The sequence below is a fragment of the Streptomyces sp. NBC_01077 genome, assembly GCF_045162855.1.
Taxonomy (GTDB): domain Bacteria; phylum Actinomycetota; class Actinomycetes; order Streptomycetales; family Streptomycetaceae; genus Streptomyces.
In genome coordinates, this window is the sequence record NZ_CP108669.1 from 9214553 (window position 1) to 9230732 (window position 16180).

Here is a 16180-nt window from a genome sequence, read left to right on the forward strand (position 1 = left end):
GCCGGGATCCGGCCAACCTCGTAGCCCGCGAGCGAGAACCGTACGAGAAGAGAGGGCTGCCCCGTGAGTGAGACCCCGCAGGTGGACCCCCGGCAGAGCTTCGGCGACCGTCCCACCCAACCGTTCGGGCAGGCCGATCCGTCCTGGCGACCGGCGGCGCAGGGCCCCGGCCAGGCGCCGCCCCCGCTGCCGGGGCAGGCCCCGACGCCAGGCCAGGCCCCGCCCCCGTTCCCGCCGCAAGGCCCGCCGCAGGCCCCGCCCCCGTTCCCGCCCCAGGCGCCGGCCGCGCCCTCGGCCTGGGCGCAGCCGGTTCCCGCGGGCCCGGGCGGAGGCCCGCGCGGCGGCGGTTCGCGGGTCTGGCTGATCGCCGGCGCGGCGGCGCTCGCCGTGGCCGTGACCGTCGGTGTGGTCGTCGCCGTGTCGGGCGGTGACGACAAGGGCACGGCCTCGGGGCTGCCGTCCGGTGTGCCGGGAGGTGCCGCACAGCCCGAGGAGCCGACGGAGAAGGCGTTCACCAAGGTGCCCAAGGGGTGCGAACTGGTCAAGGCGTCCACCGTCGAGAGGATCATTCCGGGAGCCGAGTGCACGCCCGGTCTCTTCGACGACAAGGACCTGGCGTCGATGATCACCAGGAGCCCGAGTTGGGAGAGGCCGGGCTATGACGGCCCGTTCCAGAACCTGGACGTGCATCTCTCGGTCGGCGTGGGGGCGAAGGAGAACTACGACATGAAGAAGGGGTCCGCCCTCAAGGACATGGGCACCCTGCGCAAGGTGATGGACTCCAAGCCCGTCAGCGGGCTCGGCCAGGAGGCCTTCGTCGTGTACGCCGGGGACTCCGAGGGGTCCCTGACCCAGGCCCAGGTGATCGTCCGTGAGGGCAACGCCGTGGTCACCTCGGACTACACCTTCAGCCGGAAGGACTCCGACACGACGCAGAAGCAGGCCGAGGACGCCGCCGTCGCCGTGGCCCGTGACGTCCTCGGTTCGCTGAGCTGACCGCCGCGACGACGACGTGCACACACCCTCCTCCTGGGGCGCCGACCCCACGGCCGAGCAGCCTCCGTACACCACGGTTGCGCGGGAGCCGGACGCGGCCACCCGACCGTTCACCGCCGTACCGCTGCCGCGCGGCCAGGTCCCTCAGCAGCAGAGCCCCGCGCGAATCGGCCCCTACGAGGTCTTCCAACTCCTCGGCGAGGGCGGCATGGGCCGGGTCTTCCTGGCCCGGTCTCCGGGATCGCGACTGGTCGCCCTGAAGGTGATCCGGCCCGAGTACGCCGACGCGCCGAACTTCCGCGGGCGTTTCCGACGCGAGGCCGAAGCCGCCCGCAGCGTCAGCGGGTTCTTCACGCCGCCGGTGCTCGACGCGGACGCCGACGCCCCACAGCCCTGGCTTGCCACGGCCTACGTCCCCGCACCCTCGCTGCACGACGTCGTACGCGGCTTCGGCGCGCTGCCCGAGCCCGCCCTGCGCGCCCTGGGCACCGGTCTCGCCGAGGCGCTGCTCGCCATCCACGAGGCGGGCATCGTCCACCGCGACCTCAAGCCGGGCAATGTGCTGATCGCCGAGGACGGGCCCCGCGTCATCGACTTCGGCATCAGCAGGGCGGTGGACGCGACACAGGTGACCCGGACGGACGCGGTGATGGGGACACCTGGCTTCATGGCGCCCGAGCAGATCGTGTCGAGCCGCGAGGCCGGACCGGCGGCCGACGTCTTCTCGCTCGGCTGTGTCCTGGTCTTCGCAGCCACAGGGCAGGGCCCCTTCGGCGCCGGAGGGACGGCCGAGATCCTCTACCGGGCCGTCCACCACCCTCCTCGACTCGACCGCGTTCCCCCGGGGTTGGCCCCGCTGATCGGTGCCTGCCTGGACAAGGACCCCGTCCGCAGGCCGCCCGCCGCGTCGGTGCTCGCCGCGCTGGGGGCCGCCGACCCGGCCGCGCTGCTCACCGAGGGCCTGCGGCAGGATCTCGCGCGGCGGGCGGCGCACGCCGCCGTCCTGGTGACCGCACCGCCCGTACCCATGGCGCCCCTGTCTCAGCCCGTCGCCCCGGCCGGACCGAAGGGGCCGAGCCGTCGTACCTTCCTGTGGATCGCCGCGGGCGGCACCACCGCCGTGGCGGCGGGCGGCGCCGCGGCGCTGACGGAATGGAGGTCCCGGCGCGGCAAGGACCCGGCGCGATCGGGCGGCGGTACGAGCGCGGGCGGGGGTACGGGCGGTGGTTCGGGCACCACCGGGCTCCCCGAGCCCAAGGTCCCGGCAGGCCCCAAGCCACGATGGACGACTCCGCTGAAGAAGCTGGAGAGCGGACAACTCCGGCTCATCGGGAACACCTTGGTCCGCTGGGACACGACCCACGCGATCGGCTACGACACCACGACCGGGAAGCAACGCTGGACGGGTTCGCTCCGTACGCCCTCCGAGGTCACGAGTGCACCGAAATGGCTGGGCGTCCAGGGTTCGACGCTGTTCGCCGAGGGCTGGAGCGGTGAGAACGGCTATCTGTTCGGTGTCGACGCCACGGGCAGGCAGAAGTTCGCGTACGCGGTCACCCGGCCCGGACCCGACGGCCAGAACGCACACTTCATTCACAGCGTCCAGTCCATCGTCGGTTCGATCGCCGTCCTCGGTACCAGTGGCAACGACGGCTACGGAGTCCTTGCGGTCGACCTCGGCTCGGGCAAGGCCCTGTGGTCGCGCAGGATCCGCGGCAGCGACTTCCAGGCCCACGTCTCCGGTCGTCTCTGTTTCCTGCAGGACAACGGCACCCTCCGGGGCCTCGACCTGCGCTCCGGCACCGAGCGGTGGAGCGTCCCGGACGTCATCGAACCCGGCGCCTACCCGCGACTGGCCTCCGACGGGACGACGCTGCTCGTCGTCAGCGTCAAGGTGCAGGCCTTCCGCGCCTCCGACGGCGCGAAACTGTGGACCGCCGTCAACGAGACGACGACCATCAGCCCGTCCACGGTCCGCGGCGGGCGGGCCTACGTCTTCGACGGTCAGGACACCGTGTTCGCCCTGGACATGAAGAGCGGCGAGCAGACGTGGCACACCGCGAGCCCGCTGAACCTGTCGACCTCCGGCGGTGCGATGTCCCAAGGGCCCGTCGTCTCCTCGTCCGTGGTGGCCATCCCCACGTTCGCCACCGGCGAGGTCCCGGGGTTCGTCGTCCTGCGCGCCTCGGACGGCAAGCTGCTCTGGGCGCATCAGCCCGGCGGCAGCGAGGCCGGGCGCAAGGACACCTGGCACCTGCAGACCTCCGGCGAGACCCTCTTCGCCGCGTCCGAGACCACCCTCTACGCCTTCCGGAGCACCACCTCGTGACCACGCCGCCCACCCCTCCGCCGTCGTCCCCGCCACCCCCGCAGGCCGGCTCCACCGGCCCGTACATCGGCCCGTACCGGGTGATCCGTGAGCTCGGTGCGGGGGGCATGGGCCGTGTCCACCTCGCCGCCTCGCGCAGCGGCCGTGCGGTGGCCGTCAAGGTCGTACGCCCCGAACTGGCCGCCGATCCCGACTTCCGCCGCCGCTTCAAGGCCGAGGTGAACGCCGCCCGCGCGGTCTCCGGCGCCTTCACCGCGCCGGTCGTCGACGCCGACCCCGAGGGGCCGCAGCCCTGGCTGGCCACCGCCTACATCCCCGGCCCTTCGCTCTCCGACGCCCTGGACGCCCACGGGCCCATGCCCGAGGCCACGTTGCGCGTGCTCGGCGGAGGCCTGGCCGAGGCGCTTGCCGCGATCCACCGCGCGGGGCTCGTTCACCGCGACCTCAAACCGTCCAACATCCTGCTCACCCTCGACGGCCCCCGGGTGATCGACTTCGGCATCAGCCGGGCCGTCGACGGCACCGTCCTCACCGCCGAGGGCCAGGTCGCCGGCTCGCCCGGCTTCATGTCGCCGGAGCAATCGCAGGGAGCCCAACTCTCGGGTGCGAGCGACGTGTTCGCGTTCGGCGCCGTGCTCGCCTTCGCAGCCACCGGCATACCGCCGTTCGGCACCGGCGCGGCCCACGCCCTGCTCTACCGGGTCGCGTATGAGGAACCGCAGCTGCACGGCGTCCCGCACGGCCTGCTCGGGATCGTCACCGCGTGCCTGGACAAGGACCCCGCCCGGCGGCCCGACGTCGAGCAACTGCAGTCCTGGCTCCGGCCGGAGACCACCACGGGCTGGCTCGGCGCGGTCGAACTCCAGGTGACCGAGGACCAGCGCACCCTGCAGGACGCGGTACGCCCGCCGCTGCTCAGCCGCCGCCGGCTGCTGCTCGGCGGCGGGGTGCTCGCCGTGGCCGCCGCGGCCGGTGGCACCGCCTGGTTCCTGCGCGGGGGCGGCGAGGGCGCCGCGGCCACCCCCGTGCTCGACTGGACCCACGACCTGCCCCGGCCCGGCATGTCCTTGAGCGCGGTGACCAAGTCCACGCTGCTGTGCGTCCAACAGGCCTCGGGGGCCGCCTTCGACCGGGCCACGGGCACATTGCTGTGGCAGGACCCCGGCGGGCAGAACACCGACGCTCTCGTCGACGACGAGCGCGTCTACACGGTTCGTACCGACGGCAAGGTGCACGCGTTCGGCGGCCGGACCGGGAAGGAGGTTTGGAACGCGACCCCGGACGGGGACAACGCGCCCCGACTCGAGTTCGGCGACGGCAAGATCGTCGTCACGGCGAGCGGCGAACGGCTCCAGGCGCTCGACGCGTCGAGCGGAGAGGTGCGCTGGACGTCGTCCGCCGTGAAGGGAGCCCTCGCCGTCATCGGCACCACCCGGGCCGGTGCTCTGATCGCCTGGGGCAGCTCCTCGAAGACGGACCCGGCCGCGACCACCATCGGATACGCCGCCCTCGCCGCGGACTCGGGCGAGCGCGTCTGGGCGAAGGACCTCGTCACCCTCTACCCGCCGGCCGACGGCAAGGTGCTCTACGCCATCGACGCCCGCATGAACCTGCTCGCACTCGATCCCGAGGACGGCAGCACACTCCGGAGCGCGCCCACGAAACTTCCGCCGACGAACAGCGAGGTCCTCCTTTGGAGCGGGTCCTTGAGCCTGCTCGAAGGAACCCTGTTCTGCTACCCGGGCACCGGGGCCAACGGCTCGACGCGCGGCCTGCTCGTCGCCTTCGACCCGGAGACGGGCAAGACCCTGTGGAGCGTAGGGACGGCCGCCCGCGGCAACCGCGGCTACGCCCGCTCCGGCGCGACCGTCTGCTACCTGGACCAGAAGGTCCTGTACGGAATCGACGCCACGACCGGCGCGAAACGCTGGACGGCGGGTTCCGGCCTGGGGGACCCGGTGTTCCTCGGCGCCCTGGGCGGACTCTTCCTCGCCGCGGGCGAGAAGGGCCTGTACGCCTTCCGCGCCGAGACCGGCGAACAGGTCTGGCATCACGCTGCCGACGGCGCCTCCGGCTCCTGGTCGACTCACATCGCCGGCAAGCACCTCTACGCCACGTGGTCGGGCAAGCTGCTCCGCTTCTCGGTGCCGAAGGCCTGACGGCGATGTGACGGGTCCGTTCGAAACGTCGTCATTCAGCCTGCGGCGCACCTCCCGGCCGCCTGCACGACGACCGCAGCCTGGACCTGGCCGCGCAGCGGCGGGCCATTGAGGACGCCCGCCGCGCGGGCATCGCCCGGTTGGACATCACACCGAGGCACCTGCCCCGCACCCCAGCCCTGCCCCGCATCTCAGTCCTGCCCCCGTCCTCGAACACGCCGACGTGATGGCCCGGATCGAGCCGACCCGGCGACCGTGAAGTGGACGCCGAGGCACGACGACCCGACCGTCCGAATCCGACAACGGTGCCACCTCCGGCCGGCCGCGCGCTCCTGCACGGGGCGCCTTCTCCAGCGCAGGGTCGCGTCCCGTGACCGCCGGCAGGCCCTCGTCGCCCGCCGGAACTCGCCACGCGTGCCGCGCACGAGCGCGGTGTCGACCGGGAAACGATCGCCCGGACGATCGGGTTGAGTCAGGCCCATGCAGGCCGGGCGCTGCGCGGGGAGCCCACCACCGAGTAGCCCGACGAGTGCGGTGGCCGGCGGTGGTTCACCTTCGGGCGATTGCTTCGCCGGCCCGCCCGTCGCTCCTGTCAGGTCTGGTCGAGGGCTCGACGTGCGGCCTCGATGTATCGCTCACGAAGGCGGTCGATCCTCCGGCGCTGCTCCGCATCTCGCGATGAACCTTCGGACGCGGCGGCATACTGGCGGCCGGCTTCCTCCACGTCCACCGGCCCTTCCAGTGAGACCAGCTGGACTGCGCTGAGCATCCGTACTCCAGCGTCTGGCTCCCGGTTCACTTGCCAGGCCTGGCAGGCCTCAAGGAGCTGAACGTAGACCTGTCGCCGCTGGTCGACCGCGCGGGCGCGGCGTTGTGCGTCAAGGGTGGTCTGGACGCTGGCGATCAGCGCGTTCGCCTGCGCGTTGCCCGCCGCCTCGGCGGCGGCGGCCTGCCGGTGGCCGGCCTTCCACGCGAAGAACCCTGTCACTGCGCTGCCCAAGATGGCCGACCCGGCGGCGATCAGGGCGAACCCCCACTCAGTCATGCGGGGGATCCTGCCACCTAGGGCTGCGTCCCGGGTTGTTCCTCCGCGCTCCCGACACAAGAAGCCGGAGAACGTCCGCCGCTACTTCGAACCGTCGCCGGAGGCGATGGCCGAGTTCATGAGCCTGCTCGCGCCCGGTGGAATCGACCGCTGAGCCGCGTCTTGATCCTTCTCGGTGGCGACGGCGGAGGCGGAGAGGAGCGTCGCAGCAGCGAGGCTGCCCCAGAGGGCGGCCGGGCCGTGGGGTGCGAGAGTGGTGACGACTGCCGGGGAGACGGCGAGGCCGAAGCCCGTGGAGAGCTGGAAGCGCGCGAGGGTGCGTCCCAGGACATGGGCCGGGGCGAGGGCGGTGATGAGCGCGGTGGCGCTGCCGGCATAGATGATCTCGCCGAGGGTGCAGACCACGGACACCGTGGCGACGGCCGGGGCGCCCCATCCGTGTCCCAGTGAGGCGGCCGCCAGGAAGCCGAGGTAGGACGCGGTGAGGACCACGCCGGCGAGAGCCAGCACGGTCCGCCGGGAGAAGCGGGACATCAGGACGGTGACCGGAACCTGCAGGGTGACCACCAGCACCGTGTTGGCCACGAAGATGGCTGCCGACCACACCGGGGATGCGTGCAACTGGGTCACCAGGACCAGAGGGAGCGCGATTTCGGGGACGTTGAGGCAGAAGGCGTAGACCACGTTGGCGGCCAGCAGCGCGCGCATCCGGGGTGGCGGCCCGTCGTTTTTGTCCTTGGCCGGGGTAACGGCCGGATGCGTGTGCAGGTGGACCGACCATGCCAAGGCCGCGGCAGCGAGATAGGCGAGAGCGGTGACGGCTGCCAGCGCCTGCAATGCGGTGGTGCCGCCCGCCAGGCATGCGGTGGCGAGAAGCGCACCCGCGCCCAGGCCGGCGTTGCGCAGGGCGCGGCCTGCCGCGAGAGCGGCGTCGCGTTCGCGGCCGTGGGCGACCGTGGCCACGAGAGCGGCATGGGCGGCCGGCCATGCCTGGTTGCCGATGCCGAGGAAGAGCGCCGCCGTCGCGAACAGCCAGACGTGCCCTGCCGGGGTGGCCAGCAGCAGCGCCACGCCCAGCACCCGCACCAGCATCGACGCCGCCACGACCGTGCTGCGTGCACCCCGGTCCAGCCATCGGCCCACCGCGGGCATGCACACCAGACCGACAACGACGCCGGCCGTCATGGCGATGCCGGTGGCGGGCGCGGACAGCCTCAGCACGGTCACCCCGTAGAGCAGCAGAAAGGGCCGCAGCAGGCCGGTGCCGAGCGCGTCCACGGCCAGGGCGACGGCATAGCGGGGCCCTCCGGAGGCGCGGACGAGGGCGCGGGGCCGGATCTTGGTGGTGGTTGGCATGGCGCCAACGGTGTGTTCAACCGCCGTGCCGGCCACGTCGGTTGACGACCATCGTCAACCGACGCCGTCGCCGGCCGTCCGGTCGGCGATGATGGGGGAGTGACGTTGAGGATCGACATCAGCGGCCTGCCGTCCGAGCGATTGCGGTTCGCCGCCTCTCCGCTGGCCGAGCTGACCGCGATGCTGCACGTGCTGGCCGAACCCGGGCATCATCCGCGACTCGCCGGCTGGGCCGGGGACGTCTGGGCCAGGCTGCGGCCGGAGCTGGCGGAGCGGCTGCGGGAGGCGGAGTTCCTCTGGCGTTCCTCACGAGCCGATTTCCTGGTCCCCGCCCGGCCTCGGCCGACCCTCGCCGAGGAGTTGGACGGCGTGGACCGGATAGACGACGAAACGTATGTGAGGTCCGCGCTCATCACCACGTGCGGCAGCAACCGGGTCCACTTCGCTGCGCCGTCGCCGCTCACCGACGCGACGGCGCGCGAGCGGGCCCTGGACCTCGCCCAGGCCCGCGGCCCGCTGCAAGAGGCCTTCGCGGAACGGCTGCTCGCAGACCCGGCCGCCGTGCGGGCACGGGTGCGCCGCACCCTCGAACAGTGCGCCGACGCCTTCTTCGACGCCGCCTGGACGAGCGTCGCCGTGCAACTGGCCACCGACCTGCGTCTGAAGAACGACCTGCTGAAGCGCCAGGGCATCGGGGCGGCACTCGCCTCGGTCTCCGGCGCAGTCACCCTGGCACCGGACGGCGACTGCATCACCGTGGACAAACTGCAGGACAAGGCGACCGCCGCCCACGGTACCGGGGTCACCTTCATCCCCAGCGTCTTCGGCCGCCCGCACCTGGTGGCGGTCCACGCGCCCGGGTGGCAGCCGGTGGTGCAGTACCCCGTGGCCGAGCCGAGTCCGGCAGAGCCGGTGTCGCTGGAAGCCGTCACGCTTCGGCTGGAGGCGCTCGCCCATCCGGTACGGCTGCGGCTGCTGCGTACCTTGGCCCGCGGCCCGCACACCACCGGCGAGCTGGCCCACGCCTGGGAACTTTCACCCCCGGAGGTATCCCGCCACCTCGCCGTCCTGCGCCACGCCGGGCTGCTCACGGCCCGGCGGCGCGGTCGCTACGTCCACTACACCCTCGACCTGTCCGCGATGACGGCGCTGGGCACGAACCTGCTGTCGGCGGTGCTGCGCTGAGTGCCCTCGGTGCTCAGTGGCTTCGTCTGCCGGAGACGAGGGCGTCGCGTCGGTCGCCCGCAGGACGACTCGTCGCTCCTGGTCCACGTCGCCCTGATCGACGACGAGCGAAACACGGTGCTGGGTGAGTGGGCCGTGCACTTCTACGACGGGCACGTGGAGGCCGGGAAGGTCTGCGACCAGTGTTCAACGTTGATGAGCGCTCAGACCGAGGGTTCTTCCGGGCGTCGGGGACAGCGGAGGAACCGGCCGAGCGCGCAGATTGGTTGGAGACCCTGCTCGAAAGACCGATCAGCCGCACGGAGTGGCACCACCAGGGCCAGGAGTATGAGACAACCTGGAACTTCGCGGACACCCTTGAGCTCGTCAGCCCCGGCGTCGTACAGGTTGCCAGCACGAGGTGCAGGGTCTTGAAGAGCCGCCCGTAGTGCGTGAACGTGTCCCCGAGCCCGGTGGGTCGCCCGTCGCGATAGACCATGCGGATCAGGCCGTAGCCGCAGACCTCTCCGGTGGTCAGAGAGACGGCCACTCGCAGCGTGCCGCCCCGCACGCGGTCGAGGCGCACGGTGTGGCCGGCGGCTTCCTGGAGGGGGCCGTAGTCGGCGCTCGCGTGGGTGCGCCACAGACAGGCGTTGCCGATGTCGGCGATCCGCGAGGAAGAACTTGGTAGCCGCAGATCGCGAACAGCTCGACCAAGATGTCGGGGTACGAGGCGGTGTCGGCGATCACAGAGCCCCGTACGTTTCGCGGAACACGGTGTGCTCCCGGGCACGCCGCCCCGGATGACGCCGCGCCTCCGCCGGGTAGCCGACCGACACCAACAAGGCGATGGCCAGGTCGTTACGGTCACCGATACCGATCACCTCCTTCACCTTCTTCTCGTCCCAGCCGTTCATGGGCGAAGTCGCCAGGCCCATCTCCGTTGCTGCGAGCATCACGAAGGAAGCCGCGATCATGGCGTCTTTGACCGCGTACTCCCGGAGCAGACCCCGCTGGTCGAGATCCTCCTGGAACGCCCGCGATGCGGCGGAGAACATCGCGACGAACTCGTCGCTCCACGCTCCGCCGCAGCGCGCCTGCTCATAGACGTCGCTGTGGTCATCACGCCAGGACTGAGGCTCGGCGACGAAGACCAGTACGACCGGAGCCTCTTGCGGCTGGGGCTGGCCCCCCGTGGCCCATGCCAGCCCCGCACGGCCCTCGTCTCCGGATACCGCGACGATCGACCGGTCCTGCAGGTTCCAACTGGTGGGGGCCTCAACGGCGAGACCGAGAAGCGCGTCGAGCATGCTTTCCGGGATCGGGTCGGGCAGGTAGTGGCGGATGGTGCGGCGGGTGCGGATCGCTTCTGCGACAGACATCGTGTGACTCGTCATGTCACTCACTATTGGAGAGTCACTCTCCGATAGGAAGAGGGCACTATTTTGTGCGTTACTCTCCCCGCATGGAGACCATTGTGGAATCGTCCGGGCTGCCGGCCGACGTCTACTCCGCGAAGTGCCCGACACGCCAGGTCCTCGATCACATCTCCGGCAAGTGGACCATTCTGGTCGTGGACGCGCTCCTCGCAGGCACCTTGCGGTACACGGACTTGAGCCGACGCATCGAGGGGGTGTCGCAGAAGATGCTCACTCAGACCCTGCGCGGCCTCGAGGCCGACGGGTTCGTCTCCCGCACCGTCCATCCCACCGTTCCGCCCCGGGTCGAATACGACCTGACGGAGCTCGGCCACAGCCTCGCAGAGCCGATCACCGCGCTCCGCCAGTGGACGGAAGCCCACATCAACGAGATCGAGCGGGCCCGGGCCGCGTCGCAGGCCGGGAAGGCCCCCTGATTCGTTGCACCCCCATGCAAACGGCATACCAAGAGCGAGGATCGGCATTCCCCGACTCCCCGCTCTGGCCGCGCGCGGTGGGCTGGGCGCTCTCCCAGCGGTCTCCGCTCAGGAGCTTGGCCAGCGGTCGCCCCCATGCTCGCCGGGCCGGGCGTAGACGTCGCGGCGACGGGAGTGCGGCGGCCCCGGCAGGCCGCGGGTGCCGGGGCCAGGGGCCGGTAGGAACCGAGCGCCGGGGACTACGCCGCGGATGCGGGGCGGGTGGGGGAGATCAGCAGCCGTGCCGAAGGTCGCCAAAAGATGCGCCAGGAAGCTCTCGAAGAACAGCATCAGGCGCCGCCGTCCACGACACCTGCCCAGACGCCCAGGCGTCGCCACGGGTGCAGGCGGCCGAGCGGATAGCCGGCCGCGAGTGCGACGATCACGGCGGCGACGACCATCACGACCACCGCATCCCGAGGGCGGAGAGCTCCTCCGTGCGATCGGGCGCCAGCTTGACGGCCTTCGCCTGCTGCCGGCTGGGTTGTTCAGCGGTCGCGGGTGGCCGCAGTCCGGGCAAGGATGCGCAGGGCGGCGGTGACGGCAACGGGGAAGGGTGCGGAGTCCAAGGCGGTCAGGTCCGCGTGGCGGCGGTGGTCGATCGTGTCCTCGACGGCGGCGCGGGCGCCGGTGGCGGTCAGGACGTGGCGGATGTGGTCGGCAGCGCTTCCAGGCCGATTCGTCCCGCCTCACCGCCTCCGGGTCGATGATCGCCCGGTAGCCCCGGAGCCACCCCGTCCTGCCTCCAGCTGACGCACGCGCCGGAGGCAGGTGTCCCCTGAGGCCGAACTGGATCGCTGGGAGCTGGCTGCCTGTGCGCGTGGTCAGAGGCGGACGACGATCAGGGCGATGTCGTCGCGGGCGCCGCCGGCCACGCCGAGGCGGGCAAGCAGTGCGTCGGCGAGGGCGTCGGGGCCGGTGCGGACGTGGTGGGTGAGGGCGTCGACGAGTCGGTGCAGGCCGGCGTCGATGTCCTCGTCGCGGCGTTCGATGAGTCCGTCGGTGTAGAGCACGAGGGTGTCACCGGAGCTGTAGGGGAGGGCGGCCTGCGGGCGGGTGACGTGTTCGGGACGTGCGCCGAGCGGCGGGTCGGTCGCTTGGACCAGCAGGTCGTAGGTGCCGTCGGAGTGCAGCAGAACGGGCGGGGGATGTCCGGCGCTGCTGTACGCGATTTGTTGCTGACGAGTGTCGATCACGGCCTGGAAGGCGGTGGTGGCCAGCGCGCCTTCGACCGATCGTGAGTACAGGCCGAGGACTTCCAGCGACTTGGCCGGTTCGTGCACGGCTCGGACGGCGGCGCTCAGGGCACTGCGCAGCATGCCCATGACGGCGGCGGCCTCCAGACCGTGGCCGACGACATCGCCGACCGCGACGCCGAAGCAGCCGTCGGGCAGATTGACGACGTCGAACCAGTCGCCGCACACGTTCAGCGACCCGACCGCCGGCAGATAGCGCACCGCGACATTCTGGTATTGCTCCAGGTCAGGCGAGTGCAGCATGGCCTCCTGTAGGGTCACGGCGACCTGGCGTTCGCGGGCGTGTGCCTGCCGCAGCTCCTCGTTCAGCCGCTGCAGCTCCCGTGCCCGTGCGTACAGCTCGGCCTCCATCACCTGCCGCCTGGCCAGTAGCCCCCCGGCCTGTCCGGGCGGCCGGGAGCGGACGAAATCGGTCACGTCCTCCACCCGGTGGATGATCCACGCCACCTGCCCGGCCGGTCCCAGTACGGGGGTGTTGATCGGCGACCACCACCGCTCCTCGAACGTCCCGGGCCGGGACACGACGGGGATGTCGTACTTCTGTACCGCCATCGTGTCCGGTTGCTTCGACCGCAGGACCCGCTGCAGCGAGGCGTTCAGGTTCCGCACGCCGTCCGCGTTCGCGTCCGCCGGGTTGTCCGGGAACGCGTCGAACAGGTGCTGGCCGACCAGGTCCTGCATGGTCCGGCCGGTGGCGCGGAGGTATGCCTCGTTGACGTCGACGATCACCAGGTCCGGACCCAGTACCAGATAGGGACTGGGCGTGGCCGCGAACAACGCCGTGTAGTCAATGTCCGGTCCCACGGCATGCACCGGTCCTCTCAGCTGTGCAGCGGTGAACGTGCGTCGTCACCGGGAATGCCATGCGATGCCCAGGGCTGTGATACGCGAATTGTCCCTCCACGCCGACAGCAGGTCCAGGACCGCTACGGCATCGTCCTGGCTCCCGTGGCCTCCGTCGGCCGCCGCGTTTCGGTGGCAGCGTGAGGGCAGTCCTGGACGCCCTCATCACACGACCTCGACGATTAGGAGTCATGGCAGGCGCTCACTTCCCCGCTCTGGGCTTGCTTGTCGTCGGTGTCGACGGATCGGCCTCCGCACGGACGGCGGTCCTGTGGGCTGCTACCGAGGCCGACATGCGTGGCTGGCTCCACATCGTCCACGCCTGCGACTCCGAGCACCGCACCCACTACCTTTCCCCGGCCGATGTCGCTCGCGTCCACCGAGCCGGCCACGGGTTGCTTGAGGCGACGACCGAAGCGGTCACCGCGCGCCACTCCGCGCTGCCGGTGAGTAATGAGCTCAGCCGTGACGCCCCTGCTTCCAGCCTCGCCCGTGCGGCCTCACGGCGCGACACGATCGTGGTCGGACACCGTGGTCTCGGCGGGTTCTCTTCACTCCTGCTCGGCTCAGTCGGTCTCAAGGCCGCGGCCGGGGCCGTCACGCCAGTCGTGGTTGTCCGGGACGGCGGCGAGCCCGCCGAGGCCGGACGCCTGAAGGCATGAGACGCGCACCCTTCCGAGCGGCCTACCCGCGTCGTCCAGACACAAGGCAGCCGCGGCCAGTTCCCAGGCCCGCAGCTCGCCGTCTGTGCAATTCGCTTGAGCGTCAGTGATGGTCTGCGGGGGAGTGTCAGTGGAGAGTCGTCATCTGGTTGTCAGCGGTGCAGCCCGAGTGCTCTGGTAGCTGGTGCTGATAGGTCGTGGCGGCCTGGTGCTGACATGGGTGACGAAGAGGCAGGTCATTCTCGCGCAGACCATCACCCGTCCTCGCTGAAGCCGGTGCCATCCAAGAATGGTTCGCCGAGGGGGCCGCCAGTCAGTTTCAGGGTAGTCGTGCCCGGTCTGCGGTCTGCGGTCTGCGGTCTGCGGTCTGCGGTCTGCGGTCTGCGGTCTGCGGGGCTCTGGTCGGCACCGGAGCGGGCTCCTGTGAGCACCAGCCGCCGAGCCTCGCCTCGTGCAGGACAGCGCCCGGGACCCCGAACAGGTCGATCCGTTCAAACTGTTCGGGAACTGCCCCCTCCATGGATGCCTGCGGTGCAGGGTGCGCTGGTCGCAGGCGGTCAGAGCTTCAGCAGGCGGGGCCGCCATGTCCACCCGGCGCCGAGAACCGCCTCGCGCAGGACGTTCCTCATGTCCCGGGTGTCGAGCGTCTTGACCCTGCGGCGGCGGCCGTCGGGGCCCTGCTCGTATGTCCATTGCACCGAGAACCCGGCCCCGCGGCCGTACTCACGCGACGCCGACAGCCGGCCCCTGGTGCTCGACCGCTGCTCCTGGAGGGCCCGCACCTCGCGCCGGTGAGGGTCCAGCCGCATGCGGATGCTCAGACGCAGATCCACATCCTCGCCGAAGGCGCGGTGCTGGATCCGCCAGTCCGCTATCAGGTCGGCCTTCTCCGAAGGGCTGGCGAGGCGCACCCGGTAGGGCACCTCCGGGCCGCTCACCGCGAGGATGGCGTCGCGGACCGCGGCCGCGGTGAGCGGTGTCACTCCGCCTGCCGGGTGCCTGGTGCCGGTCAGTCGTTCGAAGAACCCCATCGGGTCAGCCTACGGCGGTCAGTCCAGGGGTCAGGAGGGAGTCCCCACTCCCAGTCGAAGTACCGTGCCTCACTCGCCCCGCGGCCGTGCAGGGCGCGCCCTCCAGCTCCTTAGAGGTCCTAACGGAAGCTGTTGATGGTGTGACTGTCGGCTTGGATGGTCGTTGGTTCCTTCGTGGGGGAGAGGAACTCTCGGCCGTGGGTCGTCTCGGACGAACTGTGGGGATTGATCGAGCCGTTGTTGCCGGTCCCGCCGCCGAAGCTGGTGGTGGGGCGGCCGCGGGTGCCTGACCGGCAGGCTCTGTGCGGGATCCTGTTTGTGCTCCATACGGGGATCCAGTGGGAGTACTTGCCTCAGGAGCTCGGGTTCGGGTCGGGAATGACGTGCTGGCGACGACTCGCTGCGTGGAACGAGGCCGGCGTGTGGGATCGGCTCCATGTCGTCCTGCTGACGAAGCTGCGGTCGGCGAAGCAGCTGGACTGGTCGAGGGCGGTGATCGACTCCAGCCATGTGCGGGCCGCTCGGCGGGGCCCAAAAGCGGGCCCAGCCCGGTCGACCGAGCACGTGCGGGCAGCAAGCACCATGTCCTCGTCGACGGGCAGGGCATCCCGCTCGCCGTGTCGCTGACCGGCGGAAACCGCAACGACGTCACGCAGCTGATGCCCCTGATCGCGAAGATTCCGCCCGTCGCGGGCCTGGTCGGCCGGCCGCGACGGCGGCCTGAGACCCTGCTCGGCGACCGGGGCTACGACCACGACAAGTACCGCCGCCTCGTCTGGGCCCAGGGCATCAAGCCGGTCATCGCTCGGCGCGGTGTCCCGCATGGCTCAGGCCTCGGAGCCCACCGTTGGGTCGTCGAACGCACCATCGCCTGGCTGCACGGTTTCCGACGGCTACGTGTCCGCTGGGAACGGCGGGACGGCATCCACGAAGCCTTCCTCGGCCTCGCCGCCTGCCTCATCACCCACCGACACGTCCAACGCCCCTGTTAGGACCTCTAAGAGGTCGCTCTCGGTGATGAGCGCGGCGCCCTCGGCAAGGTCGACGACGCGCACGAGCAGGATGACGATCTGAAGACCCACCCCCACCCCGCTTCGCGTTGCGATGGTGATGACGATGTAGGCCAGGAGCGTATGCGGAAGCCCGAGAAGTAGTACCTTCCGCACCTTGGCAGCATCTGGGACCTGGGCGGGAGCCGCAACAGGCCTGGGGGGGCAGGAGCGGTGGCGGAGGGGCCGCCGCAGCGCGCCGGCGTGTGGCGGTCTGCGGCGGTGGGCTGTGAGGCACGTGGAGGACCCTGGCCATCAGCTCAGCGAACTCCGGGTGCGCTCGCAATTCGTCGGTCAGCACTGAGAGGTTGTTGTCTTTCCGGGCTTGAGGACTGCGTTCTCGCTGGTCAGGCATAGGGTCGGCGGTCTCGTGGCAGTGGTGTCGTGTCGTTGCTT

13 protein-coding genes are annotated in these 16180 nt (G+C 71.0%); 7 read left to right on the forward strand and 6 right to left on the reverse strand.

Going from position 1 to position 16180, the window contains the following annotated elements; genetic code table 11:
* The first annotated feature begins 63 nt into the window (after positions 1 to 63).
* From OG462_RS41285 to OG462_RS41295, 3 genes are read left to right on the forward strand one after another with little or no spacing between them, the layout of a single operon-like run.
* Complete coding sequence (locus OG462_RS41285; protein WP_406066085.1) at positions 64 to 996, forward strand: hypothetical protein; 933 nt, start codon at positions 64 to 66, stop codon at positions 994 to 996.
* Positions 997 to 1012: 16 nt separating this feature from the next.
* A complete protein-coding gene (locus tag OG462_RS41290; RefSeq protein WP_406066086.1) occupies positions 1013 to 3325 on the forward strand; it encodes a protein kinase domain-containing protein in 2313 nt (770 codons plus the stop codon).
* Positions 3322 to 5484, forward strand: a complete 2163-nt coding sequence (locus tag OG462_RS41295; protein ID WP_406066088.1) for a protein kinase domain-containing protein — start codon at positions 3322 to 3324, stop codon at positions 5482 to 5484. The genes OG462_RS41290 and OG462_RS41295 overlap by 4 nt, the downstream gene beginning before the upstream one ends.
* A gap of 592 nt (positions 5485 to 6076) precedes the next feature.
* Here OG462_RS41295 and OG462_RS41300 read toward each other — a convergent pair.
* Together OG462_RS41300 and OG462_RS41305 are read right to left on the reverse strand one after the other, a co-directional pair.
* Positions 6077 to 6529 carry a hypothetical protein gene (locus OG462_RS41300; protein WP_406066090.1) on the reverse strand — a complete coding sequence of 151 codons (453 nt, stop codon included), beginning with the start codon at positions 6527 to 6529 and terminating at the stop codon, positions 6077 to 6079.
* Positions 6530 to 6610: 81 nt separating this feature from the next.
* The gene (locus OG462_RS41305; protein ID WP_406066092.1) at positions 6611 to 7885 is read right to left on the reverse strand and encodes an MFS transporter; all 1275 of its coding nucleotides are present in this window, start codon (positions 7883 to 7885) and stop codon (positions 6611 to 6613) included.
* Positions 7886 to 7984: 99 nt separating this feature from the next.
* Between OG462_RS41305 and OG462_RS41310 the strand changes: the two genes are divergently transcribed.
* On the forward strand, positions 7985 to 9070 hold the full coding sequence (locus OG462_RS41310) for a DUF5937 family protein (protein ID WP_406066094.1): 1086 nt from the start codon (positions 7985 to 7987) through the stop codon (positions 9068 to 9070).
* A gap of 13 nt (positions 9071 to 9083) precedes the next feature.
* Here OG462_RS41310 and OG462_RS41315 read toward each other — a convergent pair whose 3' ends face one another.
* Together OG462_RS41315 and OG462_RS41320 are read right to left on the reverse strand one after the other, a co-directional pair.
* Complete coding sequence (locus OG462_RS41315; RefSeq protein ID WP_406066096.1) at positions 9084 to 9842, reverse strand: Tn3 family transposase; 759 nt, start codon at positions 9840 to 9842, stop codon at positions 9084 to 9086.
* Positions 9796 to 10446 carry a nitroreductase family protein gene (locus OG462_RS41320; RefSeq protein WP_406066098.1) on the reverse strand — a complete coding sequence of 217 codons (651 nt, stop codon included), beginning with the start codon at positions 10444 to 10446 and terminating at the stop codon, positions 9796 to 9798. Before OG462_RS41320 ends, OG462_RS41315 begins: the two co-directional genes overlap by 47 nt.
* A gap of 68 nt (positions 10447 to 10514) precedes the next feature.
* Here OG462_RS41320 and OG462_RS41325 point away from each other — a divergent pair, with 68 nt between their 5' ends.
* Positions 10515 to 10904, forward strand: a complete 390-nt coding sequence (locus OG462_RS41325; protein WP_406066100.1) for a winged helix-turn-helix transcriptional regulator — start codon at positions 10515 to 10517, stop codon at positions 10902 to 10904.
* Positions 10905 to 11767: 863 nt separating this feature from the next.
* Here the strand turns inward: OG462_RS41325 and OG462_RS41330 are convergent.
* Positions 11768 to 13003 carry a PP2C family protein-serine/threonine phosphatase gene (locus OG462_RS41330; RefSeq protein ID WP_406066102.1) on the reverse strand — a complete coding sequence of 412 codons (1236 nt, stop codon included), beginning with the start codon at positions 13001 to 13003 and terminating at the stop codon, positions 11768 to 11770.
* A gap of 230 nt (positions 13004 to 13233) precedes the next feature.
* Here OG462_RS41330 and OG462_RS41335 point away from each other — a divergent pair, with 230 nt between their 5' ends.
* The gene (locus tag OG462_RS41335; protein ID WP_406066104.1) at positions 13234 to 13704 is read left to right on the forward strand and encodes a universal stress protein; all 471 of its coding nucleotides are present in this window, start codon (positions 13234 to 13236) and stop codon (positions 13702 to 13704) included.
* A gap of 557 nt (positions 13705 to 14261) precedes the next feature.
* Here OG462_RS41335 and OG462_RS41340 read toward each other — a convergent pair.
* Positions 14262 to 14735, reverse strand: a complete 474-nt coding sequence (locus tag OG462_RS41340) for a hypothetical protein (RefSeq protein WP_406066106.1) — start codon at positions 14733 to 14735, stop codon at positions 14262 to 14264.
* A gap of 156 nt (positions 14736 to 14891) precedes the next feature.
* On the opposite strand from OG462_RS41340, the gene OG462_RS41345 reads away from it, so the two are divergent.
* A protein-coding gene (locus OG462_RS41345; protein ID WP_406066108.1) for an IS5 family transposase occupies positions 14892 to 15727 on the forward strand; the annotation gives its coding sequence in 2 pieces (ribosomal slippage) (positions 14892 to 15261 and positions 15261 to 15727; 837 coding nt in all).
* Positions 15728 to 16180: the final 453 nt, after the last annotated feature.